The organism is Burkholderia sp. MS455 (genome assembly GCF_016899445.1).
GTDB classification, from domain to species: domain Bacteria; phylum Pseudomonadota; class Gammaproteobacteria; order Burkholderiales; family Burkholderiaceae; genus Burkholderia; species Burkholderia pyrrocinia_C.
This window is the reverse complement of the sequence record NZ_CP041778.1, coordinates 2,045,483-2,071,576: the sequence shown is the minus strand read 5'-3', so window position 1 is coordinate 2,071,576 and position 26,094 is coordinate 2,045,483. Positions and strand designations below refer to the sequence as shown.

The 26,094-nt window shown below is 67.6% G+C and carries 22 protein-coding genes; 15 read left to right on the top strand and 7 right to left on the bottom strand.

What is annotated here, in order from left to right; genetic code table 11:
* Positions 1-3: 3 nt before the first annotated feature.
* A complete protein-coding gene (gene atpG / locus FPJ27_RS13945; protein WP_204421501.1) occupies positions 4-873 on the bottom strand; it encodes an ATP synthase F1 subunit gamma in 870 nt (289 codons plus the stop codon).
* Positions 874-1,018: 145 nt separating this feature from the next.
* On the opposite strand from atpG, the gene FPJ27_RS13940 reads away from it, so the two are divergent.
* From FPJ27_RS13940 to fabI, 4 genes are read left to right on the top strand one after another with little or no spacing between them, the layout of a single operon-like run.
* On the top strand, positions 1,019-1,990 hold the full coding sequence (locus tag FPJ27_RS13940; protein WP_204421500.1) for a phosphate acetyltransferase: 972 nt from the start codon (positions 1,019-1,021) through the stop codon (positions 1,988-1,990).
* Between the two features lie 10 nt (positions 1,991-2,000).
* Positions 2,001-3,209 (top strand): acetate/propionate family kinase, encoded by a 1,209-nt coding sequence (locus tag FPJ27_RS13935; protein WP_204421499.1) that lies wholly within the window; start codon positions 2,001-2,003, stop codon positions 3,207-3,209.
* An 8-nt stretch (positions 3,210-3,217) separates the two neighbouring features.
* A complete protein-coding gene (locus FPJ27_RS13930) occupies positions 3,218-4,339 on the top strand; it encodes an alpha/beta fold hydrolase (protein ID WP_072444176.1) in 1,122 nt (373 codons plus the stop codon).
* A gap of 26 nt (positions 4,340-4,365) precedes the next feature.
* Positions 4,366-5,127 (top strand): enoyl-ACP reductase FabI, encoded by a 762-nt coding sequence (gene fabI / locus FPJ27_RS13925; RefSeq protein WP_204421498.1) that lies wholly within the window; start codon positions 4,366-4,368, stop codon positions 5,125-5,127.
* A gap of 20 nt (positions 5,128-5,147) precedes the next feature.
* Here fabI and FPJ27_RS13920 read toward each other — a convergent pair whose 3' ends face one another.
* The 3 genes from FPJ27_RS13920 to FPJ27_RS13910 form a co-directional block, all read right to left on the bottom strand.
* Positions 5,148-6,359 carry a crosslink repair DNA glycosylase YcaQ family protein gene (locus FPJ27_RS13920; RefSeq protein WP_204421497.1) on the bottom strand — a complete coding sequence of 404 codons (1,212 nt, stop codon included), beginning with the start codon at positions 6,357-6,359 and terminating at the stop codon, positions 5,148-5,150.
* Between the two features lie 226 nt (positions 6,360-6,585).
* Entirely contained in the window at positions 6,586-7,935 is a 1,350-nt protein-coding gene (locus FPJ27_RS13915; RefSeq protein WP_226263835.1) for a transposase family protein, read from the bottom strand.
* Positions 7,936-8,407: 472 nt separating this feature from the next.
* Positions 8,408-9,796: an MFS transporter gene (locus FPJ27_RS13910; protein ID WP_072442306.1), complete on the bottom strand. Its 1,389-nt coding sequence runs from the start codon at positions 9,794-9,796 to the stop codon at positions 8,408-8,410.
* Here FPJ27_RS13910 and FPJ27_RS13905 point away from each other — a divergent pair.
* A complete protein-coding gene (locus tag FPJ27_RS13905; protein WP_177318409.1) occupies positions 9,747-10,040 on the top strand; it encodes a hypothetical protein in 294 nt (97 codons plus the stop codon). The two genes, FPJ27_RS13910 and FPJ27_RS13905, sit on opposite strands and share 50 nt — an antisense overlap.
* A gap of 89 nt (positions 10,041-10,129) precedes the next feature.
* Positions 10,130-11,869: an alpha,alpha-trehalase TreA gene (gene treA / locus FPJ27_RS13900; RefSeq protein ID WP_204421496.1), complete on the top strand. Its 1,740-nt coding sequence runs from the start codon at positions 10,130-10,132 to the stop codon at positions 11,867-11,869.
* 111 nt (positions 11,870-11,980) lie between these two features.
* On the opposite strand, the gene FPJ27_RS13895 is transcribed toward treA, so the two are convergent.
* Both FPJ27_RS13895 and FPJ27_RS13890 read right to left on the bottom strand, forming a co-directional pair.
* On the bottom strand, positions 11,981-13,468 hold the full coding sequence (locus tag FPJ27_RS13895) for a carbohydrate porin (RefSeq protein WP_204421495.1): 1,488 nt from the start codon (positions 13,466-13,468) through the stop codon (positions 11,981-11,983).
* Between the two features lie 118 nt (positions 13,469-13,586).
* Positions 13,587-13,856 (bottom strand): hypothetical protein, encoded by a 270-nt coding sequence (locus FPJ27_RS13890; protein WP_072442312.1) that lies wholly within the window; start codon positions 13,854-13,856, stop codon positions 13,587-13,589.
* A gap of 1,058 nt (positions 13,857-14,914) precedes the next feature.
* Here FPJ27_RS13890 and FPJ27_RS13885 point away from each other — a divergent pair.
* Both FPJ27_RS13885 and FPJ27_RS13880 read left to right on the top strand, forming a co-directional pair.
* Positions 14,915-15,055, top strand: coding sequence for a hypothetical protein (locus FPJ27_RS13885; RefSeq protein WP_165948028.1), 141 nt, complete (start codon positions 14,915-14,917; stop codon positions 15,053-15,055).
* Between the two features lie 115 nt (positions 15,056-15,170).
* Positions 15,171-16,817, top strand: coding sequence for an Nramp family divalent metal transporter (locus FPJ27_RS13880; RefSeq protein WP_204421494.1), 1,647 nt, complete (start codon positions 15,171-15,173; stop codon positions 16,815-16,817).
* A gap of 127 nt (positions 16,818-16,944) precedes the next feature.
* Here FPJ27_RS13880 and FPJ27_RS13875 read toward each other — a convergent pair whose 3' ends face one another.
* Positions 16,945-17,850 (bottom strand): LuxR family transcriptional regulator, encoded by a 906-nt coding sequence (locus FPJ27_RS13875; protein ID WP_072442503.1) that lies wholly within the window; start codon positions 17,848-17,850, stop codon positions 16,945-16,947.
* 284 nt (positions 17,851-18,134) lie between these two features.
* Here FPJ27_RS13875 and FPJ27_RS13870 point away from each other — a divergent pair, with 284 nt between their 5' ends.
* The 7 genes from FPJ27_RS13870 to FPJ27_RS13840 all read left to right on the top strand — a co-directional run bounded on the left by FPJ27_RS13870 (position 18,135) and on the right by FPJ27_RS13840 (position 26,044).
* Positions 18,135-18,968 carry an autoinducer binding domain-containing protein gene (locus tag FPJ27_RS13870; RefSeq protein WP_034180515.1) on the top strand — a complete coding sequence of 278 codons (834 nt, stop codon included), beginning with the start codon at positions 18,135-18,137 and terminating at the stop codon, positions 18,966-18,968.
* A gap of 242 nt (positions 18,969-19,210) precedes the next feature.
* Positions 19,211-21,418, top strand: coding sequence for a type III secretion system export apparatus subunit SctV (sctV, locus tag FPJ27_RS13865; protein WP_072442316.1), 2,208 nt, complete (start codon positions 19,211-19,213; stop codon positions 21,416-21,418).
* Entirely contained in the window at positions 21,415-21,693 is a 279-nt protein-coding gene (gene sctS, locus FPJ27_RS13860; RefSeq protein WP_006480854.1) for a type III secretion system export apparatus subunit SctS, read from the top strand. The genes sctV and sctS overlap by 4 nt, the downstream gene beginning before the upstream one ends.
* Positions 21,693-23,729: a type III secretion system outer membrane ring subunit SctC gene (sctC, locus tag FPJ27_RS13855; protein WP_204421493.1), complete on the top strand. Its 2,037-nt coding sequence runs from the start codon at positions 21,693-21,695 to the stop codon at positions 23,727-23,729. The genes sctS and sctC overlap by 1 nt, the downstream gene beginning before the upstream one ends.
* Entirely contained in the window at positions 23,710-25,068 is a 1,359-nt protein-coding gene (sctD, locus tag FPJ27_RS13850) for a type III secretion system inner membrane ring subunit SctD (protein ID WP_204421492.1), read from the top strand. Before sctC ends, sctD begins: the two co-directional genes overlap by 20 nt.
* A 141-nt stretch (positions 25,069-25,209) precedes the next feature.
* Positions 25,210-25,422: a hypothetical protein gene (locus FPJ27_RS13845; protein ID WP_034180511.1), complete on the top strand. Its 213-nt coding sequence runs from the start codon at positions 25,210-25,212 to the stop codon at positions 25,420-25,422.
* Positions 25,423-25,570: 148 nt separating this feature from the next.
* Positions 25,571-26,044 carry a hypothetical protein gene (locus FPJ27_RS13840; RefSeq protein ID WP_034180983.1) on the top strand — a complete coding sequence of 158 codons (474 nt, stop codon included), beginning with the start codon at positions 25,571-25,573 and terminating at the stop codon, positions 26,042-26,044.
* The last annotated feature ends 50 nt before the right edge of the window (positions 26,045-26,094 follow it).

The following is a 26,094-nucleotide window of genomic DNA, read 5'->3' as shown; positions in this document are numbered from 1 at the left end:
CCTTCAGACTGCCGCCGCGCCGGCGACGATTTCGCACAGCTCGGTGGTGATCTGCGCCTGTCGCGTCTTCTGGTACAGGTGCCGCAGTTCGCGCAGCACGCGGTCGGCGTTGTCCGTCGCGGTCTGCATGCTGAACATCCGCGCGCATTGTTCGCACGCATAGTTCTCGACGACCGCCTGATAGAGCGTTGCCTCGACGTAGCGCAGCAGCAACGTGTCCACGACCGGTTTGGGCGCGGGCTCGTAAAGATAGTCGGATGCCGCCGCGCCGTCGGTCGGCGCGCCGGTGTCGAGTCCGGCGATCGGCAGCATCGCGTCGATACGCGGCTCGTACGCGAGCGGGCTCGTCAGCCGGTTGTAGGCGACGTGCACTTCGTCGAGCTCGCCGTTGACGAACGCGGTCAGCGGCACGAGCAGCGCGCCGAGCAACTGGTCGAAGTGCGGCTCGGCGGCCAGGCCGCTCGCGCGCGCCGTGATGGTCGCGCCGTGGCGCATCAGCGGCGCAATGCCGCGCGCACCGATCACGCTCAGTTCGCACGCGACGCCGGCCCGGTCCCAGCGTTCGAGCGCATCCACGCATGCAACGAGCAACCGCGCATTGAGCGGGCCGCACAGCCCGCGATCGGTGCTGACGACGATCAGGCCGACGCGGCGTACGGGGTCGCGTCGCGCCATCAGCGCCGACACGTGGTCGGGCCGGTCGCGCAGCACGCGTGCGGCCATCGCCCCGATGCGCGCCGCATAGGGGCGGAACTCGCGGGCGCGTCGCTGCGCGTTCGCCATCTTGGTGCGCGCCATCATTTCCATCGCCTTGGTGATCGTGCGCGTGGACGACGTACTGGCGATCTTCGAGCGGATTTCGCGTATGTGCATGTCAGGGGGGCGCCGCGGCCATCCGGATGTCATCGTGTGGTTTCATGCTATCGGGACTTCACCTGAAACGATTGACGAGGGTCAAACGATTTCGCCCGGTCTCGCACCAGAATCCGTTTACGTGATCCTCGCGAAGGGGTATTCGATGACCGATTTCCGCCAGCACCAGAAGTACGACGCGCTGATTGCGCGTTGCCGCTCGCTACGCCCGGTGACGGTCGCGGTCGCGCATCCTTGCGACGAGGTATCGCTGCGCGCGGCCGTCGCCGCCGCTCGGGCCGGTATCGTCGTGCCCATCCTGGTTGGACCGACGGCGCGCATCACGGCGCTTGCCGCGACGCTCGGCGTCGACCTGTCCGGCTACCGGCTCGTCGATGCGCCGCACAGCCACGCGTCGGCCGCGCGTGCCGTCGAGCTGGTGTGCTCGGGCGACGCGCAGGCGCTGATGAAGGGCAGCCTGCACACCGACGAGTTGCTGGAGGAAGTGGTGCGCGCCGATACGGGGCTGCGCACCGGGCGGCGCCTGAGCCACGTGTTCATCATGGACGTGCCGACTTACCACAAGCCGTTGTTCATCACCGACGCGGCGGTCAACATCCGTCCGACGCTCGAGCAGAAGGCCGACATCGTGCAAAACGCGATCGATCTCGCGCACGCGCTCGGCATCGGTCAGCCGAAGGTCGCGATCCTGTCGGCGATCGAGACGGTCAGCTCGAAGCTGCCGTCGACGCTCGACGCGGCCGCGCTGTGCAAGATGGCCGAGCGCGGCCAGATCACCGGCGCGCTGCTCGACGGGCCGCTCGCGCTCGACAACGCGATCAGCCCCGAAGCCGCGCGGCTCAAGCATCTCGGTTCGGCGGTCGCGGGCGATGCGGACATCCTTCTCGCGCCCGACCTCGAGGCGGGCAACATGCTCGCGAAGGAGCTGACGTTCCTGGCGAACGCCGATGCGGCCGGCATCGTGCTCGGCGCGCGCGTGCCGGTGATCCTGACGAGTCGCGCCGACAGCGAACGCACGCGCCTGGCGAGCTGCGCGATCGCGGCGCTCGTCGCGGAGGCGGCGCGCACGACGGCGGCGCTCGCGGCCGCGCCGGCCGCTGCGGCCGACGCACGCTGACGGGGGCGCGATGCGACATCCCGTACTGGTACTCAATGCCGGCTCGTCGAGCCTCAAGTTCTCGGTCTACGACACGCGCGAGGATCGCTCGCTCGATGCGGGCCTGCACGGGCAGGTCGAGAACCTGCATGGCGCCCCGCGTCTGTGCGTGGCCGACGCGCACGGCGCGACGCTCGCCGACAGCCCCGTCGCGCGACCGGGGCACCAAGGCGCGATCGAAGCGCTGCACGCGTGGTTCGCGGCTCACGTCGGGCGGGAGGCCGCGTTCGACGGCGTCGGGCACCGGGTCGTGCACGGAGGCCCGTATTTCACCGCGCCGGTGCGGATCGACACGCGCGTGCTCGATGCAATAGCGTCGCTTTCGCCGCTCGCGCCGCTGCACCAGCCGCATCACGTCGACGCGATCCGCGCGGTCGCCGCGGTCGCGCCGAACCTGCCGCAGGTCGCGTGTTTCGACACGGCGTTCCATTCGACGATGCCGGCGCTCGAACGGGAGTTCGCGTTGCCGCGCGCGCTGACCGAGCAGGGGATCGTGCGCTACGGTTTCCACGGGCTGTCGTACGAATACATTACGACGGCACTCGCGGGGCTCGATCCGTCGTGGGCGCAGCGCCGGACCGTCGTCGCGCACCTCGGCAACGGCGCGAGCCTGTGCGCGCTCGCGAACGGCCGCAGCGTGGCGACGACGATGGGGTTCACGGCCGTGGACGGGCTGCCGATGGGCACGCGCACGGGCGCGCTGGACCCGGGCGTGATCCTGTACCTGCAGCGTCACGAGGGCCGGTCGCTCGACGAGGTCGAGCATCTGATCTATACGGAATCGGGCTTGCTCGGCGTGTCCGGCGTGTCGAGCGACATGCGCACGCTGCTCGCGAGCGACGCGCCGTCGGCCGCGCATGCAGTCGAGCTGTTCGCGTACCGCGCGGCTCGCGAACTCGCCGCGCTGGCCGGCGTGCTCGGTGGTCTCGACACGCTCGTGTTCACCGCCGGCATCGGCGAGCACGCGCCGCGCGTGCGTGAACGGATCTGCAGCCGCGCGGCGTGGCTCGGCATCGCGCTCGACGACGCGGCGAACGCCGCCGGCCTGCCGGTGATTTCGAGTGACGCGTCGCGCGTGACGGTGCGCGTGATCCCGACCGACGAGAACCTGATGATCGCGCGGCACACGCGCCGCGTGCTGGACGACGCGATCCCTTCCACGCCGTATCCGACCCGGTGAAACCTTCGATGACAGCACGCGACACGTCTTCCCCTGCCGTCAGCGCCCCCGCGCTGCCGATGTTCTGGCCGATGGCCGCCGCCACGGCGATGTTCGCGGCCGGTTCCGAGATCGCCGCGCGCAATCTCCGCTTCCTCGCGGAAGAGGAGAAGCTGCATTTCGAAGTGCATCCGGCGCTGGCATCGACGAACCGGCCGTTGCTGGAACTGCGGACGATGACGTTTCGCGATTATTCGGTCGCGCCGGCGCACGGGCTGCCGACGATCGTCGATGCGCCGTACGCGGGGCACAGCGCGATGATCGCCGACTACCAGCCGGGGCAGAGCCTGATGCAGACGCTGCGCGAGCACGGCGTGACGCGTCTGTACCTGACCGACTGGCGCTCGGCCACCGAGGACATGAAGGACCTCGAGATCGACCAGTATCTGGCCGAGCTGAACGTGTGCGTCGACGAGCTCGGCGGCCGCGTGAATCTCGTCGGGCTGTGCCAGGGCGGCTGGATGTCCGCGATGTATGCGGCGCGTTTCCCGCACAAGGTCGCGAGCCTCGTGCTGGCGGGCTCGCCGATCGACACCGACGCGGGCGACGGCCCGATCAAGCGGATGGTGCACACGTATCCGACGTCGTTCTACGAGGAGCTCGTGGCGATGGGCGGCGGGCTGATGCGCGGGCGCTTCATGCTGCGCGGCTGGAAGAACATGCATCCCGACCAGCACTATCTTGCAGAGCACGTCGACCTGTACGAGCATCTCGACGATCCCGAATACCTGCGCAAGCGCGAGGTGTTCGCGAACTGGTACGAAAGCCCGATCGACCTGCCGGGACGCTGGTACCTGCAGGCGATCGTGCAGATCTTCAAGGAGAACCGGCTCGCGAAAGGCACGTTCGTTGCGCTCGGGCGCACGCTCGACCTGAAGGATGTCGCGTGCCCGGCCTATCTGCTCGCGGGCGAGGCCGACGACATCACGACGCCGGAGCAGGTGTTCGGGGCGCGCGACCGTCTCGGGACGCCCGCGTCGCGGATCGAGAGCCGGCTCGTGCCGGGCGGCCATATCGGCCTGTTCATGGGGTCGCGCACGCTGAAGGCGGTGTGGCCGGACATCGCGCGATGGATCGCGGCGCAGCGCTAGGCCGGCGCGGATCGACAGGGGGCGGCATGACGTTGCGACACAAGCGGGGGCTCGTCGTCGGCATTGCGAACGAGCAGAGCATCGCGTGGGGATGCGCGCGTGCGTTTTGCCGGGCGGGTGCCACGCTCGCGGTGACCTGGCAGTCGGAGAAGACCTTGCCGCACGTCGAGCCGCTGTTCGCGCAACTCGACGCGCCGATCCGGATGCCGCTCGACGTCGGGCGGCCCGACCAGATGGCGGCGGTGTTCGACGCGATCGCGGTGCAATGGGGCGCGATCGATTTCGTGCTGCATTCGGTTGCGTATGCACCGAAGGCCGATCTGCACGGCCGCGTCGTCGACAGCTCGCCGGAAGGCTTCTCGTTGGCGATGGATACCTCGTGCCATTCGTTCATCCGGATGGCGCGGCTCGCCGAGCCGCTGATGACGCAGGGCGGGAGCCTGATGGCGATGAGCTATCTCGGCGCGGAGCAGGTCGTCGCGAACTACGGGATGATGGGGCCGGTCAAGGCCGCGCTCGAATCGAGCGTGCGGTACCTGGCGGCCGAACTCGGCGGCAGCGGCATTCGCGTCAACGCGATTTCGCCGGGCGTGCTGCCGACGCGCGCGGCATCGGGCCTGCCGGACTTCGACCGGCTGCTCGACGACACCGCGCGCCGGGCGCCGCTGCATCACGCGCTGGACATCGACGACGTCGGCGCGTTCTGCGCGTTCCTTGCGAGCGACGGTGCAAGGGCGATCACGGGCGGCACGCACTATATCGACGGTGGCATGCACATGCTCGGCTGACGCTCCGGCGGCATGCGGCGTCAGGTTTGCGCGAATGCCTGCACGAGGGCCGGCGGCGCGTGTGCGACCTTGACCTCCGGCGTGCCGTGCCACGCCGCGAGCTTCTTCACGGCCTTCGCGACGTCGGCCGCGAGCCCCGTGCCGACCCGCACGCCCGGCTCGACATGCACGGCCTTCAGTTCGAACGTGCCGAGCGTGCGGTGCGCTTTCGCGTCGACGCGGCCGACCAGCCGGCCGCGATGCAGCACGGGCAGGCAGAAATAGCCGTAGCGCCGCTTGTGCCCGGGCGTATAGCACTCGATCGTGTAGTCGAAACCGAACAGCGTCGACGCTCGCCGCCGGTCCCATACGACGGGGTCGAATGGCGACAGCAGCGTCGTGACCGTCGAGCGCAGCGTGTCGGCCGCGGCGGCCGGCAGCAATGCGTCGAGCGAGCGATGCACATAGGCCGGCTCCTTCCAGTCGTCGATCTGCACCGGAATCAGGTCGCCCGCATCCGCGAGCCGTTCCAGCTCCTCGCGATACGAACGGCGCGGCAGCCGATAGTAGTCGGCCACCCAGTCCGCGCGCACGGCGCCGAGCGCGCGGCACGTGTAGTCGAGCAGCGCGGGCAGCACGGCTTCGCGCGGCGGCAGGTCGCGCGTGTCGTCCCAGCCGGGCAGCACGCGTTCGCGCACGTCGTACACGCGCTGGAAATTGCGGCGTTCCGACACCATCAGGTCGCCCGTCGTGAACAGCACTTCCAGGTGGCGCTTCTCGGGCTTGCGGTCCCACCAGCCGTTGCCCTTCACGCCATCTTCGCGGACGAAATCGGCCGATCGCACCGGGCCGTCGTCGCGAATCCGCGCGAGCAGCCGCTCGATCTCGTCGCGATTCTGCGCGTGCCACTCGGCCGCGTATTTCCAGCCCATCCCCGACGGATCGAGCATCTTGTAGCGCATCAGGCCGAACTGCTCGATCGGCAGGAAACACGCTTCGTGCGACCAGTATTCGAACAGGCGTGCCTCGGCGAGATGTTCGTCGAGCCACTGCGGCGAGAAATCGCCGAGACGGCTGAACAGCACGAGATACGGGCTGCGCGCGACGACATGGATGGTATCGATCTGCAACTGCGCCATCCGGCGGATCGTATCGAGCACGTCGGCCTTGGTCGCCTTGCGGCGGGGCGGCGTCAGCAGACCTTGTGCGGCGAGATGCAGCGCGCGGGCGGCGGCGGGCGAGAGCGTAAGCATCGGAATGGCGGATGAGGGTGGCGGTCGGCGATCACTTTAGCGCGAAAGCGGCGCGCGTGTGCGACGCGCCGATGAGTACTTTCCAAAACCGAAAGGAGCCTGGAGGGAGCGGAGTACTTGGGGTTGGATGGTCGTTAAAGGGAACTGCATTTTAGGGTATGGGGAGTCTCGGTTGCGAGGGGAAGCTGTGACGGGCATAGCCCATAGCGGCTTGCATCCTTGCGGGCTATGCGCGGCGTGCCCGAGCCAGGCTCCATACATCGGGGTACCGAGGCCGGGTTTGGTCGGCAACCTTGCCCATCAGACGTTCCCGCGCCTGGCGAACCTGACGGGCGACTTCGACATCTGTCTGGCTGCGCGCGTGCTGCTTCAGTTGATCGATCGTGATGTCCTTGCGCAGGAAATCATCCACGTCCGGCAGGCTGGCTAGCTTCTCAAGCGGCGTCATCACATCTTCGGCTCGGTGAACGCGTCGCATGCGGCCCGGCTTCCTGGGATCAGGGACTTCGGTGCCGAAAAGGCAGGGTCGGTGCATGTTCAAAAACGGATTAAGCAGATCTACGCAAAAGGCGTTGAACTGCTTCGCCCACTCGGCCGGTATGTGCGCGTAGCCGAATTGCTTGCGCACGACATTGCCGTTCTTGGATTCGGCCAGGGCGTTGTCGTTACAGCGTCGTGGACGTGAGCGGGTGAACTCGATGAGTTGTTCCTTGAGCATCTTCGCGACCTCGTGATTGATGTACTCCGAACCGCCATCGCTGTGAAAGCCAAGAATACGGAACGGAAACTGGTCAATCATGTCGCGCAGTACCGGCAGCATGTGTTCCCGCTCCAACGATGGCACGGTCGCGACGACTTCCCACTGGGTTACGCAGTCGACGGCGTTGATGTGATACACGCCGCGCTGTTCGTCGATGTTGCCCTGATGAACGCTGTCGATGCGGATGAAGCCGGGGCGGTTCTCTGGCGCGGGAGCCCGGCGCACGGCGATTGCCGCGCCTCTGGGATTGGCCTGAGTCTTCGTGTAGACCGTGTGATGCAGACGATAAGCCTGCGAACGTCGCAGGTTGTACAGGTGAGATGCTGAAAGGTGCTGCAGGCGCTCGTAGCGCTCATCGTTGTAGACCTGATACATCCGGCGCAGCACCACGACCATCGCCGGTCCGGAAAGCCTGCCGTACTCGCGCTCGGTCTGGGCGAGCGTGAAGATGTCCTCATCGGTGTAGCGGCGGGCGAAGGCATTCGCGGGCGTGCCCTTCAGCCACGCGAGCCTTTGCCCTTGCACCCAGCGTTGTACCAGCCGTGTCATGTGAGCTCGGCTGAAGCCGCTAAAGCGGCGCAGATAGCGCAGCACGAGCCCCCGGTGAGTTCGCTTGAGCCGGTCGTAGCGAAAGCGCCGTAGCACGGAGGCGACCCATTCGCGCCGTTCGTGAGGGCACGCGGCGGGTGCGAAGTCGAGCGTCTGTGTGCCGTCGAGGACGGCACGCACTTGGTCCAGGGCGCGGATTTGCGATTCGTTCAAGTTGATGATCATCCGGTAAATGATCATCCACCCCGGTGCTCCGATGTCGGTCAACTCGTGCGTATCGGGCCAACAACAGGCTCATTTGCATTGGAAACGCGCCAAAGGCGCTACACAAGAACCAGCGAAGACCCTCGCCCAGGCTCCTGTTCCATTGGAAAGCGCTGATGCAACGCGTCTGACAATGCTTGACAGATGCGTTTCGCAAGTTTCCCTATAGTGCAGAGCATGGCGCGACGACAAGTGCGCGCAACGATTCCGCTTCCGACGCACATATGTCCATGGCACGCAGGAAGCGAATCCGGGATTCTCGACCCCCATCGGGAGACCCGGAGCCCTGAGCGGACATCCATGCGGCTGAGCACCGGCCCCGTGTGGATGTCCGCTGATTTTTTTGTTTTTTCGGTTTTCGCCGGCTGTCGCGCGACGTGTCATGCCGCGGCACGCGTTTCCCCCGGCCGCAGCGCGCGGGACAGGTCGTCGTGTTTTGCCGCGCCGCAACGCGGCGAACCGAAATGTTTGCCGCTTATTGCCGCTTGCCGCGCGCGACCTCGTCGCCGGCGCCGGGCGGCAGCCGCCGCGTAATCGGAATCGACGCGAACGAGCACAGCCCGACCACGACGAACGCGGGCCAGAAATCCGACCACACCATCGTCTGGTGGCCCTGCAGCCAGTGCGACACGTGCAGCACGATACCGGCCACCGTCACGCCGAGCCCGAGCGACATCTGCTGCACCACGCTGCCGAGGCTCGTGGCGCGCCCCGCGTCGCGCGGCGAGATGTCCGCGTAGATCATCGAGTTCAGGCTCGTGAACTGCAGCGCGGGGAAGATGCCGCCGACGAGCACGATCAGCCAGATCGCCCAGGTCGCCATGCCGGGATGGAACACGCCGTACGCGGCGATCGCGAGCCCAGCGAATGCCGCGTTGTAGATCAGCACCGTGCGAAAGCCGAAACGGCGCAGCGTATGCGTGGCCGTCGAACGGCTCATCGCGCCGCCGAGCGCGGACGCGCACGTGATGAGCCCCGAATGGAACGCGCTCATGCCGAGCCCTTCCTGCAGCGCGAGCGGCAGCAGGAACGGCACCGCGCCAAGGCCGATGCGGAACAGCGACCCGCCGACGACGCTCGCGTGGTAGGTCGGGATCTTCAGGAAACTGAGGTCGAGCACTGGCCGCTCCTTGCGGCGCGCGTACGGCACGTAGAGCGCGAGCAGCACGGTGCCGGCCACGCACATCACGATCGCGTTCGAGCGCGAGGTGAGCGAGCCGTCGAGCAGCGTGAGGCCCATCAGCAGCAATGCGGCGCCGCTTGCCGACAGCAGGAAGCCGAACCAGTCGAGCGGGCCCGGATCGGGCTCGTGCGTGTTCGCGATGTGCTTGCTCGCGAGATAGATCCCGTAGATGCCGATCGGCACGTTGATGAAGAAGATCATCCGCCAGTGCAGGTAGGTCGTGATGAAGCCGCCGACGAGCGGCCCGACCGTGGGCCCGAACAGCGCGGGAATCGCGAGGTAGTTCATCGCACGCACGAGATCCGAGCGCGGCACCGCGCGGAAGATGATGATGCGGCCGACGGGCACCATCATCGCGCCGCCGACGCCCTGAATGAAGCGCGCGAACGTGAGCACGCCGAGGGAACTGGAGGCCGCGCACATCAGCGAGCCGACGACGAAGATGCCGATCGCGGTGCGGAAGACGGAGCGTGCGCCGAAGCGGTCGGCGAGCCAGCCGCAGATCGGGATGAACACGCCGAGCCCGACCACGTAGGCCGTGATCGCAACGTTCAGCGTGACGGGGTTGTGCCCGAAGTCCCTCGCCATCGCGGGCAGCGCGGTGACGATGATGTTCGCGTCGACGCTTTCCATGAACAACGCACAGGCAACGATGAGCGGTGCTAGAAAGACGGGCGACATGGGCTGGGCGCGCGGTAAAGACGCCATTATGCCCATATTGTTGTCGATGCGTCACGCGCGGCAACACTTGTTCCGCATGTTGCAACAGTCGTTCCTGCTTCCGCGCGCGAAAGAAGAGACGACCGCCGCGCCGGCTGCGGCGCATGACACGACACATGACATCGACCTGTCGCTGCGGCCGCGAAACTTGCGTGCGGTGCACGTTTTATGCGACAGTCGGACCCACTCGCAACACAACCTATGACGCGCATCGATCGAGGGCCATCGAGACGAGCGCGCGCGCGAACGAGACCTCGTGCCGGGCCACTCACCATCGAAAGGAGGGGACACGCCATGACGTCACGTCGTGCCGCATCGATTGCATCTCGCTTCTCACGTCGCTTCTCGCGTCATCATGCACCGCGTCATGCGCCGCCCGCGCCGCGTCTGCGCTGGGCCGCCGCACTGGCCGTCGCGTATCTCGCCGTCGCCGGCTGCGCCGCGCAGGCCGACAATGCGAACCAGGCCGCCGCTCAGGCGGCCAGCCAGTCGGCCGTGCCGACCGCGGCCGCGATTGGCGTCCCCGCGTCGGGCACGCTGCTGCCGCCGCCGAGCCAGCTCTACGGCGACCTGTTCGTCGCGGTGCAGACCGCACAGATCTATCCCGACCAGAAGACCTTCGTCGACGCGACGCCCGATACCGATTCCGCGACGATCGTGCAGTTGTATCAGCAACAGAAATCGCAGCCGGGCTTCTCGCTGAAGACCTTCGTCGACCAGCATTTCACGCCGCCCCCGGAAGGCGGCGTGACGCCGCCACCGAACCAGACGCTGCGCCAGCACATCGACTGGCTGTGGCCGCAGCTCACGCGCACGAGCGTCACGGTGCCGCAATACAGTTCGCTGATTCCGATGCCGAAGCCGTACGTCGTGCCGGGCGGCCGCTTCCGCGAAGGCTACTATTGGGATACCTATTTCACGATGCTCGGGCTGCAGGTGTCGGGCCGCGAGGATCTCGTCGACGACATGCTCGACAACTTCGCGCATCTGATCGACACGATCGGGCACATCCCGAACGGCAACCGCACGTACTACGCGAGCCGTTCGCAGCCGCCGTTCTTCGCGTACATGGTCACGCTCGCCGCGCAGGCCGAAGGCGACAAGGTCTACCAGAAATACCTGCCCCAACTGCGCAAGGAGCATGCGTACTGGATGCAGGGCGAAACCACGACGCCGCGCGGGCAGGCCGCGCGCAACGTGGTCGCGATGCCCGACGGCGCGGTGCTGAACCGCTACTGGGACGCGAGCGACACGCCGCGCGACGAGTCGTATCTCGAGGACGTGACGACCGCGAAGTCTGCGCCCGGCCGTCCGGCGAATGACGTGTACCGCGACCTGCGCGCAGGCGCCGAAAGCGGCTGGGACTACAGCTCGCGCTGGTTCGGCGACGGCAAGACGCTCGCGACGATCCGCACGACGTCGATCGTGCCGGTCGACCTGAACAGCCTGATGTTCCATCTCGAGACGACGATCGTGAAGGGCTGCGCGGTCACGCGCGACGTCGCATGCGTGACCGACTTCGCGGGGCGCGCGGCACGGCGTGCGGCCGCGATCAACCACTATTTGTGGAACCGCCGCGGCTACTACGGCGACTACGACTGGCAGTTGCGCAAGCCGCGCGACGGCGTGACGGCGGCCGCGCTGTATCCGCTGTTCGCGGGCGTCGCATGGCCCGAGCGCGCGAAGGCGACCGCGCGCGAGGTGCGCAAGACGCTGCTGAAACCGGGCGGCCTCGCGACGACGACCGAGAATACCGGCCAGCAGTGGGACGCGCCGAACGGCTGGGCGCCGCTGCAGTGGATCGCGATCGACGGGCTGCGTCGTTATGGCGAACCGGCGCTCGCGAAGGACATCGGCACGCGTTTCCTCTCCGACGTGAAGCATGTGTATGCAACCGAAGGCAAGCTCGTCGAGAAGTACGTGGTCGAAGGCGCGGGCACGGGCGGCGGCGGTGGCGGCGAATATCCGTTGCAGGACGGCTTCGGCTGGACCAACGGCGTCACGCTGAAACTGCTCGGGCTATACGGCGAGTGACGCACGGCGCCTGCGGCGCGTTCAGCGCGCTGCAGGCGAACGCACGGGCCGGACTGTCGCGCAAGCGGCCGTCCGGCCCGTTTTCGTTTCCGCTTCCGTATGCGGCTTGCATCAGAACGTGATCGTCGTGCGCACGCCGACCACCGTTTCGTCGCCGATGCGCGCACCCGCCGCGTTCGGGTTCGGGATGCCGCCGCCCGGACGGAAGAAGTGCTGCAGGTCGGCTTGCAGTTGCCACCACGGCGCGACCTGGTACTGGTAGGTCGCCTCGACGACCGTCTCTGCCCGGCGCACCGGATAACCGGGCGTCGTGTAGGTGCCGGTGTCGCCGTCCAGACCGCGCGCATGCGAGCCGAGCTTTGCGTAGCCGACCGCGATGCCCGCGACGTCGTTGTCGCGCCCCTTGAACGGCGCCTTCAGCGTCACGCCTGCATTGGCGGCGAAGTCGACGATATTGCGATCGCCCGGCGCGCCCATCACGCGCGCGAACACGCCGACCGAGCGCGGGCTGTCGTCCGACGGCCGCCAGACCATCTGGTCCGCGACCGCGTAGAGCCCGTAGTTGCCGCGATGGGTGGCGGGAATGCCGTTGCTCGCCGGATTCGCGAGCGACAGGCCGTCGGTGCCGTAGCGCGGATCGTTCGCATGCTGCGACTGATACCAGAAGCCGAGCTTGTAGGTGCCCGGCAGGCCGGCCGGTTGCGGCGCCTTCGGGTCGGCCGGCGGCGCGTTCAGCGCGTACTGCACTTCGCCGATCACGAACGCGCCGCTGCGCAGGTTGAAGTTGGTGCCGTGCGCGTTCAGCACCTGCGCGTCGCCGTCGGTGCGGCCGGCCGGGTTGCCGTCGAATACGCCGACCATCGCGGTCCATGCATCGGCCGGCTTCACGCGCAGCCGCACGCCGAGCGACGACAGCGGATACGCGGGGCCGCCGGACGGCAGATCGGTGGACGGCAGCACGGGCCAGCCGAACGTGGCGTTCATGAACGTCGCCGCGTTCTGGCTCACCATGAACTCCTGGTCGACGCTCTGCTGGCCGACTTTCACGTCGACCTTGCCGTCGAGCAACGACTGCTGGTACCAGAACTCCCACAGGCGCGTAGTCGAATTCGCCTCGATGCCGGTCGCGGTCTGCAGCGTCTGCAGGTAGCGCTGCGTGGCGTTGGTGCCGTGGATCTGCAGCGCCGACACGTTGAACGTGCCGCCCGGCAGGCCGATCGCCTTGCCGGTGTCGACGTTGAAGCCGAATTGCGTGAGCCCCTGGTAGGCGCCGCCGCGCTTCGTGCCCCCGGACGTGTTGTACAGGTACTCGCTGGTTTCCTGCAGGCTCAGCGTGACGCCGTGATCGCCGAGGAGGTCGCGCAGGCCGCCCATGTTGCCGAGCAGGTTCGAGCGCTCCCACAGGCCGGTGGGGGCGGGCGCGGCAGCATCGGCGGCCTGTCGTGCGGGAGCGGCGGCGTCGCTGGCGCCGGCCGCCGGTTCGGCCGCGGCCGGCGGCGACGATTGCGCGAACGCGGGCGCGGCGGCGAGCGACAGCAGCAGCGCGGCGAGCGCATTGACGCGCGGCTTGCGCGGAACGGGTTCGAGATGGTTCTTCATGCGGATTCCGTCGGCGATTTGATTAGTTAGACTGAAGAAAAGAATACGTGATGCGGGACGCGTGGCGAGGCGCTCGCGCGGCGGCACATGGCGCGTGGCGCCACCGCGCGCCGAGGGCTTACGGCAGCCAGCCGCCTACGCGCCACACTTGCGCGAAGCCAAGGCGCGATGCAGCCGAGCATAGCAGCGCGGCGAGCGCGACCGCGGCCGCCATCGCGGCGACCAGCATGCAGTCGAGCGGGCGCGGTGCCGCCGGCACGTGGGCGAGTGCCGCGCCGCGCCAGTTGCCGAACGCATGGGCGAGCGGCGAGAGGCCGGAAACGAACGAGCGGTCGCATGCGACGTGCACGATGCGCTTGAGTCTGACCGCGAACGATTGAAAGAACATGACGCTGCCTCCGTCCGGTCCGGCGCAGGCCGGACGACGTGATCGAGCGCGGGCGTATGACGCGGCCTGCGATCGGAGGTTGGAACATGACGGAGCGTGCGACTGATGAACCGGCGATGGCCGGCCCGGGAGGAAGCGCGCTAACCCGACGAATGCGAGCTAGCGGCGAAAGACATGCGTCTGGCTGCTATCTCGCGATGGCTTGGCCGGCCTGGACCGGCATCGAACTGCAACTAGAGCATGTGTCCACGGAGGGACTCCCTTGATGAATTGGGGCGGATTGTAGTCGCGACTTTTGCTGCGGTGCAAGTAAAAAGCGCAGAAAAGACGATGTATGTGGTGTGCGAGTCGCGGCGGCACGCGGTCGGCAAGCAGAGGGCGCTGCCGGGCGCCTGCCGTTGTTCGCATGCATCGGCGCGTGACCGGTTCGTGACGTGCTGAAAGGTTTCGGTACGTCATTTCAAGGGCAAATCTTTCAGCGTCGCAAGGAGGGAAATTTATTTCTGGAAATGGGGTTTGGAGGGGTTGACTTCACTTTCGGGCGGTTCATAGAATTCGGCATCTTCACTCTTGGGGCCGCCGCCTTGGACGCCTGCAGTAGTCGATCTTCGAACGAAATTTCCGCCTGAGCGACCGACGTCCGCGCCTCATCGAAGCCGCCGTTTGTCCCCGGGCAAACGGTGCGCGCAGCAGTATTCCGCAGCAACTCCCTACGTGCACCCTGATTCGCGCCGGTTAGCGTGATGCGTTTTCGCATGCGCCGTCCGGATATGCCGCCGCCTGGTATGCGGCCGCGTTCGCGTATGCGTTTTTCATGCGCGCGAACGGCGGCCCGCAAGCCGGACGGCGGTCAACCGTGTTCCCCCGGAACACCGCACAGGAGCCGCCATGAACGACAGTGACAGTTGTCCCTTATGCCCGTTTCACGCACCGACCCTTTTGAACCCGGGTCGCAGGGACACTCCGGCCGACTAGCCTGACACGTCGTTCAGGCCCCGGACTGGCCCCGCGCCCACCACGCGGCCGGCACGCCTGCCGTCGCCGCACGGAGCCAGACCATGAACTTCGGCCTTCTGCTGTCGAACCTGCCGCACGTCGCCGAATCGCGCAACCAATACGACGCGATGCTGACGCTCGACGCCCGTCCGCGGGTGTTCTCCCGCCTGTTGAACCAGCTGAAATCGTTGATCCGCCACTGAAGAAGCGCCGAGCGCGCCTCGGCATGCGCACGCGCGGCTGCCTGCGGGCAGGCCCCGCGTACGCATCCCCAGGTCACACGCTCATCGGATAACCATTAGCCGTACGGAACACATCATGTCCACGCCATCCAACGTCTCTCCACCGATCGTCGCGGAACGCAGCGCCGTGCTCGACGAAGCCCATGTCGGCGACATCCGCGGCGCGCTCGGCACGATCGCGCATCACGACACCGCCGCGCGCGGCACATGGTGGGCGCGGCTGCGCACGCTGCTCGCGATCATCGGCCCGGGCCTCATCGTGATGGTCGGCGACAACGACGCAGGCGCATTCGGCACCTACACGCAGGCCGGCCAGAACTACGGCACGACGCTGCTGTGGACGCTGCTGCTGCTCGTGCCCGTGCTGTACGTGAACCAGGAAATGGTGCTGCGCCTCGGCGCGGTCACGGGCGTCGGCCATGCGCGCCTGATCTTCGAGCGCTTCGGCAAGTTCTGGGGCGCGTTCAGCGTGATCGACCTGTTCCTGCTCAATGCGCTGACGATCGTCACCGAGTTCATCGGCATCACGTTCGTGCTGGATTTCTTCGGATTGCCGAAGGTGGCCGGCGTATGCGTGGCCGCCGCGCTGACGATGGCCGCGGTGAGTACCGGCGATTTCAGGCGCTTCGAGCGGTTTGCGATCGGGCTGTGCGTGCTGAGCCTGCTGCTCGTGCCGGTGCTCGTGTCGATCCATCCGCCCGTCGCGCAGATGACGCGCGATTTCCTCGTGCCGAACTGGCCCGCGCACGCGAAGCTGTCGGACGTGATGCTGCTCGTGATCGGCATCGTCGGCACGACCGTCGCACCGTGGCAGCTGTTCTTCCAGCAGAGCTACGTGATCGACAAGCGCATCACGCCGCGCTTCATGAAGTATGAAAAGGCCGACCTGTGGATCGGCATCGCGTTCGTGCTGATCGGCGCGGTCGCGATGATCGGTTTCAGCGCCGCGCTGTTCGGCGGGCATCCGGAAGCCGGCAACTTCACCGACGCGGGCGGCATCATCGCAGGCCTCGAGAAGTATGCGGGCCGCACGGGCGCGACGCTGTTCGCGGTGGCGCTGCTCGACGCGTGCATCATCGGCGCGGCGGCCGTGTCGCTGTCGACCGCGTATGCGATCGGCGACGTGTTCAAGATCCGCCATTCGCTGCACCGCGGCGTGTCCGACGCGAAGGGCTTCTATCTCGTGTACTTCGGCATCGTCGCGGCCGCGGCCACGCTCGTGCTGATCCCGGGCAGCCCGCTCGGCCTGCTGACCGAAGCCGTGCAGACGCTCGCGGGCGTGCTGCTGCCGAGCGCGACGGTGTTCCTGCTCGTGCTGTGCAACGACCGCCAGGTGCTGGGGCCCTGGGTCAACTCGACGAAGCTCAACGTGTTCACGGGCGCGGTGATCTGGGTGCTCGTGCTGCTGTCGATCATCCTGACCGCGTCGGTGATGTATCCGGACATCAGCGGCGAAGCGATCGTCGACGTACTGGTGGGCGGCACCGTGCTCGCAATTGCCGGCTATCTTGCGACGGTGCTGATTCGCCGCCACAAGCGCGTCGTCGAACCGGTGCTCGATCGCTCGCTGCGCGACACGTGGCGCATGCCGCCGCTCGACACGCTCGAGCCGCAGAACATGACGCTCGCGACGCGGATCTGGATGGCCGTGCTGCGCGGCTATCTGGTGATCGCGGTCGGTCTCGTGATCGTGAAGGTCGTGCAGATGACGCTGCTGAAGTAACGCGGATCGTCTGCCAGGAAGCGGCGCCGGACCCGGCACCGCGCCGCAACCCGCCCATGCCGGCCCGCGAGGCCGGCATGGGCGTTTACACGTTGCACGTTCGCTTTGCGCAAGCGCCGCGCCGCCGTCAGATCAGCTCGAGCTTCGACGTCAGGTACGTGAGCTGGATCCGGTTCGCGACGCCGAAGCGCTTGCGCAGTTTGCGCAGGTGATAGTCGACGTTGTGCGCGCTGGTGTCGAGGCGCCGGCCGATCTCCTTGTCGGATGCGCCTTCGGCGATGCCGAGCAGCAGTTCCTGCTCGAACGGCGTGAGCCCGTTTACCGTACGCTCGCGCGACGTCGCGATCAGTTGCGGCGATGCGAACTTGTGCACCGACAGCCCGATCGACAGCGCCTGCTCGATCGTCGCCGGCGTGATCCATTCGCGCGTGCGGCGCGGCGCGGTGAAGCTCATGAACGCATGCAGCCGCGTGCCGGGCACGGCCATCGAATACATGATGCCGCTGCACATCCCGTCGTCCTGCATCGTCTGCAGGAAACCGTCGAGCGCGGCCGGCGTCACGCACGGGCCGGCGTCGCGCTCGCGGTGTTCGCGGCGCAACTGCTGCAGGTCCCACACGATCGGCATGTTGCACACGCGCGCACCGAGCGTGCGCGGATCGACGTCGTGATGGTTGTGCCGCACATAGTCGCCGCGATAGGTGGCAGGCGTGAACGCTTCGTGCAGGTAGAGACTTTCGACACGCTCGCGCGCGAATTCGAGCGCGAAGTACGCGAACGTCGAGAAGCCTGTCAGGTGCAGCAGGCTCGTGACGATCCGGTTGCGCTCGGCCGTGCTCTGCGCATGCGCGAGCGTATCGGCGACGCCGAGCGTCGGCGCGTGCGGCTGCGCGACTTCGCCGCGCTTGACGTCGTCGCACCAGACGACCTGCACGGTACGCTCCCGCAGCGCGTCCGCGCATGCGCTCGACCCGCGCGACGGGCGGGAAAAGGTCTTGGCGACCGCTTCTTCATGCAATGCAATATCGGACATGAGCCATCCCTCGGAATCGACGCGCATCGCCTGGCGGCGGCCGTATCGTATACGGCATTCGCGGCGGTGCGATCGAGCATCGTTTTGATATGCGCCGATCGTCATCCCTGACGAAACGCGGGGGCATTGTACAAAAAATGTCTATGTGCGCGTAATATGCCGTAATACTAATTGCGGCGAAAGGTTCATATTCGCACGCATATAACAACGACCAGAAAATCATAAAGAAAAGACCAGATCGTGACGGGGCGCAGTTTCACATATTGGGAAAGGGTGGGCTCCTCATGACATATGCTGACGGCGCACCACGCGTCGAGTGGTTTTCACAGGCCGATATAGCGGCCGCTGCCGCTTATTCGAACGAATATCAGGCAATCGACCGCGACGTTTTTACCGGCATTCAAATTGCACTCGGTAAAACCGACCTTGCGTCGGCCGATTTCGCGCAATGCCATGCGCGATTGCGGCAAATCGGTTTCAGTACGCTCGGTTACGGCGCCTATGAAATGATCGGGCGGCGCATCCTGTGCGCGCATCTGCTGCGCGACCTCGCGCCGGCGACGTTCATGCAGCCGTTTATCGAAGGGATGCTGTACGAGAGCGACCCGCGGTTCGCGCAGGTGCGGCAGAGCGGCTTTCCGGTCGCGTGGCGGCTCGACGAGATCGAGGCGGCCGCGCAGGGCAGCGGCGACCGCAAGGTGCTGGCCCTCGCCGGCCATCTGCGCGCGCACGCGATGAACAGCGGCGTGATCTTCAGCCTGTCGGCGCCGCGTCTCGACCTGCGCGTCGCGGTGAACGTGACGTCGGAGACGCACGGCACCGAATGGATCGACGATCGCGTGATCGGTGGCGCGCTGGCCGTGAGCCTCGCCGTGCATCGTGTCGCGCTGCCGTTCCTCGAGGCGCGCATCGCGCGCATGCGCGGCTTCGCGCTCGGCGACGAGCAGCAACAGGTGCTCGACCGTCTCGTGCACGGGCTGTCCGACCAGGAGATCGCGAGCGCGCTGCGTACGTCGCTGCACAAGGTCGGCCACCATATCCGTTCGCTCGAAAAACTCTTCAACGTGCAGAACCGCGCGCAGCTCGCGTACCTCGCCGCACGGCGCCTTCAGCCCTGACCTGACGCACGCGCGGGCGGCCCGCCGAGCGATGGAAGCGGTTCCGGCGATGCGTGCCCGAACGCGTCGCCGGGTTTCGTAGTCCGATCCGATCGCCGCCGGCAAACGCGCTTTCGCGCTACGAGGTGCATCCCTTTTTCCATCGGTTCGCATCGCTACACTCGTCCCATTCAACGGTCCGTGCGGCACGGGGCAGGGTTGCCCGCGCCAGCCGGCGATAACGACGACAGGACACCGGCACGATGGCAGAACCGAAGGCGCTCCCCCGCGACTGGCAGCGGTTGTTTTCCGCTGGCCGCGGCGTGTCCGGACGGCGTCTGCGGGGTGCGTCGCCGCGCGCCGACCTGTTCATCGCCGCGTTCATCGTCGCGGTCGTCGCGCTGTTCATCCTGCCGCTGCCGCAGGCCGCGCTCGACGGGATGATCTCGCTGAATCTCGCCGTGAGTGTCGTGCTGCTGACGGTATCGACCTACGTGCCGTCGGCGGTCAGCTTCTCGTCGTTTCCCGCGCTGCTGCTGTTTACGACGCTGTTCCGGCTCGCGCTGAACATCGCGTCGTGCAAGCTGATCCTGCTGCATGCGAACGCCGGCCACGTGATCGACGCGTTCGGGCGGCTCGTCGTCGGCAACAACGTCGTGGTGGGCGGCGTGGTGTTCCTCGTGATCGCCGTCGTGCAGTTCATCGTGATCGCGAAAGGGTCGGAGCGGGTGGCCGAAGTCGGCGCGCGCTTCTCGCTCGACGCGATGCCGGGCAAGCAGATGAGCATCGACGCGGACCTGCGCGCGGGCATCATCAGTGCCGACGAAGCGCGCGAGCGCCGCGAGAAGCTCGAGCAGGAGTCGCAGATGCACGGCGCGATGGACGGCGCGATGAAGTTCGTGAAGGGCGACGCGATCGCGGGCCTCGTGATCGCGTTCATCAATATCGTCGCGGGGATCGCGGTCGGCACGCTGATGCACGGGATGGATATCGGCGCGGCGCTGCAACGCTACGCGATCCTGACGGTCGGCGACGGGATGGCGTCGCAGATTCCGTCGCTGCTCGTGTCGATCGCGGCCGGCATCGTGACGACGCGCGTCGCGACCCGCGATGCGCGGCAGCGCCAGCTCGGCGAACAGCTCGGCGAGCAACTGGGTGCGCATCCGCGCGCGCTGCTGATCGCGGCGCTGGTGCTGGCAGGTTTTCTCGTCGTGCCCGGCTTTCCGAAATGGTCGTTCGCGCTGATCGCGCTCGGCCTCGGCGCGTTCGCGTTCTCGCAGATCAAGCACAAGACGACCGCGCCGAGCTTCAACCTGATTCAGATCGCGGGGCGCGTCGGCACGGCCGACGACGGCCAGCCCGCGAAGGTGTCGCATGCGGCGGGCGTCACGTCGCTGATCGCGGTATCGCTGTCCGACGACCTGCGCACGAGCCTGAACCTCGCGCAACTGCAGGCCGCGCTGTCGAGCGCGAAGGCGCGCGTCGACGCGGATATCGGCACGGTGTTCCCGCGCATCACGCTGAACGACGACGAAGGCGCGGCGGCCGGCACGTACCGGATCTACCTGCAGGACGTGCTCGCCGCGCATGGCGCGCTGAAGCCGGGCTGGTTGCTGTGGGACGGTGTCGCGCCGCTGCCCGAGCGCGCGGAGCGCCAGCCGGCCGAGGCGTTCGGCCCGTTCGCGACCGCACTGTGGATCAAGCCCGACGGTGCCGCGCCGGACGGCAAGTGGCTGTCGAGCGAAAGCGCGCTCGCCGCGCACGTCGAGCAGATCGTGCGCCAGCATGCGGACGAACTGCTGGGCATCCAGGAGACGCAGGCGCTCGTGCATCTCGTGCGCCGCGAACACCCCGAACTCGTGGGCGAGCTGACGCGGCTCGTGCCGCTGCAGCGCGTGACCGAAGTGCTGCGCCGGCTGCTCGCCGAACAGGTGCCGATCCGCAACCTGCGCGTGATTTTCGAGAGCCTGATCACGTGGGCGCCGAACGAACCCGACGACGTGATCGCGCTGGTCGAGCTCGTGCGCGTCGACCTGCGCCGGATGATTACCGACCGCCATGCGGGCACGACGCGCCAGCTGCGGGTCGTGCTGTTCGAGCAGAACCTGCAGGAGCGGATCGAGAGTGCGGTGATGCGCACCAAGCAGGGCAATTTCCTCGCGCTGTCGAGCGCGATCAAGCAGGACATCGGCGAACAGGTGCGCGCGATCGTGCAGGCCGCGCAGGCGGCCGGCCCCGGCGGCCACGGCAACGCGCAGGGCGCGGCGCGGCTCGCGGTGATGGTCGCGCTCGGCGCGCGCCGCTATGTCAAGACGATCCTGCAGCCGGTGCTGCCCGAACTGGCGGTGCTGTCGTACCAGGAGGTCGAGGAGGACGTGCAGCTGCACACGATCGGCTGGGTGAAGAACCCGCCGGACGACGGCTCGGTCGGCGCGGGCGCCGACGTGCGCGTGCCGGGAGCCGTGCAATGACGAGCTCGACGATCCTCGACCTGACGCGCCAGGCGCTGATGCTCGTGCTGCTGCTGTCGCTGCCGATCGTGCTGATCGCCACGGTCACGGGCCTCGTCGTCGCGATCCTGCAGGCCGTCACGCAGGTGCAGGACGCCAACATCGGCATCGCGGTGCGGCTGATCGCCGTGATGGTCGCACTCGTGCTGCTGTCGGGCTGGCTCGGCGGCGAAGTGCTGCGCTTCGCGCAGCAGGCGCTGGAACGCATGTTCGTTTCTTCCACAGGAGTCCTTTGATGCGTCGACGCGTCGCCCCGATCCGGTTTCAACCGCGCAGCCTGCAACGGGCCGCGCTTGCCATGTGCGCGACCGCGCTGCTCACGGCGTCGCTGTGCATGGCGCCCGCGCAGCCGGCCCGCGCCGCGGACCTGCGCTGGCGCAACAAGCCGTTCACGATCGTCGCGAACGGCAAGAAGATCGGCGACTTCATTCGCGAACTCGCATCGTCGCAGGGCGTGACGGCGGTGGTCGACCCGAAGGTCGACGGCGTGATCAGCGGCCGTTTCTCGGGCACGCCGCAGCAGACGCTCGACACGATCTGCTCGACCTACGGGCTCACGTGGTACTACGACGGCTCGTTCCTGTACGTCGATCCGGCCGACCAGTCGCAGACGCAGATGATCCCGATCCCGCCGAACGCATCCGGCGAAATCGGCCGCGCGCTGCAGGCGATGCAGATTCCCGACAAGCGCTACACGCTCGTGATCAACGACCGCGCGAACAGCGTGTACGTGGCCGGCCCGCGCCGCTACGTCGAGCTCGTGCGGCAGGCGGTCGGCTCGGTCGGCGATCCGGCGGCGAACGGCGCGCATGCGGACATCCGCGCATTCCGGCTGAAGTACGGCTGGGCGTCGGATTTCACGATCAACCGCTCGGGCAAGGAAGTGACCGTGCCGGGCGTCGCGACGATTCTGAGCCGGCTGTTCGGCAAGGGCGGCGGCACGAACGCACTGCCGTCGAGCACGTCGCTCGGGCAGGCCGCGCGCCAGGTCAAGCTCGGCTCGGGGCTGACGATCGCGGTGCCGCGCCTCGATTTCCCCGATATCTCCGGCGGCCCGCGTTCGGGCGGCTATTCCGGCGACGGCAGCGCGACGGCCGGGTTCTCGCCGTTCTCGAACGGCGGCGGCGACACGCTGCCGCAGATCGTCGCCGATCCGGCGATCAACGCGGTGATCGTGCGCGACCTGCCGGAGAACATGTATCGCTACCAGTCGCTGATCAACCAGCTCGACGAGCGGCCGCGCATCGTCGAGATCAACGTGACGATCATCGACATCAACGAGGATTCGCTCGATAGCCTCGGGATCGACTGGCGCCTGCACACGACGCACGGCGACGTGCAGATCGGCAACGGCGCGAATCCGCTGAACGGCAACACGCAGTACAACGGCTCCGGCAATCCGCCGCTGACGTTCGGCGTCGGCACGTCGGAAACCGGGCAGACGGGCACCTTCCTGCCGACCGGTATCGCGCTGACCGCATCGATCGGCGGCTCGCTGCGCAACTACCTGCTCACGCGCGTGAACGCGCTCGCGCAGAAGGGGCAGGCGCAGTTGCGTTCGAAACCGAAGGTGCTCGCGCTCGACAACACCGAGGCGATCCTCGAGAACCTCACGCAGTTCTACGTGCAGGTGCAGGGCTACCAGGATTCGTCGCTGTACAGCGTGACGACCGGCACGAGCATCAAGGTGACGCCGATGATCGTCGACGAGGCGATCCGCAACGCGGCCGCCGTATCCGGCAATCCGCAGAGCGTGATGATGTCGATCGACATCCAGGACGGCAACGTCGTGCAGGGGCAGGCCGTGTCGAACATTCCGGTGATCCAGCAGCGCAATATCGTCACCAAGTCGATGATCGACGAAGGCAAGAGCCTGCTGATCGCCGGTTTCAACGACGACGAGGTGAAGCTGAACAAGAGCGGCGTGCCCTGGCTGTCCGACATCCCGCTGATCGGCAACCTGTTCAAGTACACCGACAAGTCGGGCAACCACATGGAGCGGTTCTACCTGCTGACGCCGCGCGTGGTGACGACCGCGTCGATGTACGCGCCGGACGGCTCGCCCGTGAACCCGGGCGCCGACGGGCCGGCGAATCGGGAGGGCATGTCGATGTATCGGCCGCCGGACAACGACGTCGCGGTGCCGCTGACGCCGAAGCCGCTGCCCGGCACGAAGTTCGGGCCGCCCGCGCTGCCGCCGCCGCCGAAAGACGCGGCGTCGCAGCCGGCGACGACCGCAGGAGCCACCCCTCATGTCGACGACCATCATTGATCCGCACGGCGACGGCGCATTGCCCGGCGGCGCGGGAGGCGCGGGGGCAGGCGCTGCCGCGCTCGCGTCGCCGTGGAACCTGTGCTTCCTGAGCGGGCCGATGTACGGCCGCACGATGTCGCTCGCGCGCGGCGCGAACTGGGTCGGCACCGCGGCCGATTGCGAAGTGATCCTGCCCGATCGCGAGATTGGTGCGAAACAGGTGTGCCTGCAGGTCGGCGCGCTCGCGGTGACCGTGCAGAACCACGGCGGCGACGCCGGTGCACCGGTGCTGTTCAACGACGAACCGCTCGGCAGCGGCCGCCGCTCGATGACGCCGCACGACGTCGTGACGGTCGGCTCGATCCGGCTCGGCATCGCACGGCACGCGCAGGCGAGCGTCGCGGTGCCCGACGAAACCGACGCGCCGGACGCCGCGCGCGAGGCAGCGTGGCTCGGCTGGCTTACCGGCGGGCTGCGCCGCCTCGGCAGCCGGCGGCTCGTGATCGCGCTGGTCGCGCTGTGGATCGGCGTGCTGCTCGGCGCGCTCGGCTACGGCTTCGTCGCGTGGTCGGGGCGCCTGCCGTGGCAGCACGAATCGGTGCTCGCGCGCGCGCACCGGCTGCAGCAACTGCTGCACGCGTATCCGGAGCTGGCCGTCGCGCCACGCGACGACGGCGTGATCGTGTCCGGCTACGTGAGCGACCCGGCCGCGCGCGAACGCGTCGCGCAGATCGTCGCGGGTGTCGACAACGCGGCGCTCGGCAACATCTACGTGGTCAGCGATCTGGTGGCGACCGCACAGACCTATTTCAGCGATACGGCGCTGACGGTCGCGTATCTCGGCCGCGGCCGGATCGAGCTGACGGGCGCGGCCGCGCGCGCGCAGATCGAGCCGCGCATCCGCAACTACATGAAGGACGCGCGCCCGGCGCTCGAAGTGGTCGATCACGTGCGCGATGCCGATCCGGCCGCGCCGCGCACGACGACGACGCTCGGCGGGATGGCCGGCATTCCGGAGATCACGACCGTGTTCGCCGGCGACGGCGACCAGCGCTATATCGAGACGGTCGACGGCAGCCGCTATTTCGAGGGCGCGCGGCTGAAGGACGGGCCGACCGTCGTGTCGATCGGCGCGGACGAAGTGGTGTTCGAACGCAACGGCCAGCGCATCACGATGCCGCTCGGCGGCGCGTCGGCGAACGCGCCCGAGCAGGCACCCGCGCCGCCCGTGGCGCCGCTCGCGAGCGGTGCGGCGGCTGGAGTCGCGCAGCCGGTGCCGGGGCCGACGCTGTTGCCGGGCGTACCGCAAGCGGGTGCCAAGTCGGCCGGTGCTTTGACGAAGGAGGCGGCGCACTAGCGCTGCGACAGGTCATGCGCATCGCTCGACAGGCGGTGCGCGCATTACGCGGGGCGTCGCATCGGTGCGGCGGCTCACGTCGCCGGCGGGGCATGGGGCCGCCGCCGGAAGGTGAATGAACTTCACGTTAAGGAGCGAAACATGGGTACCCAGGCCGCAGGTGGTGCAACCAACACGAACCAGGTCCAGCAGCAGGCCGACGACCTGACCAAGACGCAGCTCGAACTGACGAAGATCAACTTCCAGGTCCAGCAGTCGACTGCGACGTTCGAAACCAGCAACGCAGTGACCGCGCAGGAGGGGACGGCGAACGCCCAGGTTGCGCAACACCTGAGCTCGGCCGGCCGCGCATGACGCCGGTCGCCGGCCGCGCCGCGTGCCGACACGCGCCGGGTCTGCCCGCGAAGGGTGCCCGGCCGCTGATGCGCGCGTGCCGGCCGGCCTGTTCCGGGCGGGCCCGACCGATCCGGTCCGGCGCCTGCCAGCCAAGGAGGGCATGGATATGTCAGTGACAGGCGTAGGCGCGGCGCCGCCGGGCGCGGCCGCGCTCGCGGGTGCCGTGCAGCAAACGGGCTCGGCGTCCGATCCGGCGCAGGTGCGCCAGTTCGATGCGCTGATGCAGCCGGGTGCGTCGCCGGCGGCGTCGTCTTCGTCGGGCGTCGCGATGTCGCGCGCGCCGGCTGATGCGGCGCCGGCCGTGCAGATGACGCCCGCGCAGGCGAACCAGTCGTCGCTCGTCGAGCGGTTGCGCACCTACGGCAACGATCTCGATACGCGGTACGCGAACATCGACAAGCATCGCAGCGAAATGCTGACGTCGATGGCGGACAGCCGCAGCGATCCGATGATGACGATGGTGAAGGCGATGGACTTCCAGTGGACGGCGACCACCACGATTTCGGAATACCAGTTGAGCCTGTCGGTCGCGCAGGCGGCGAACGGCTTCACGCACACCGTGCTGAAGACGCAGGAGTGAAAGCGTGCGTGCAGGCCGGATTCGGCCTCACGCACCCTGAAGCGGACAAA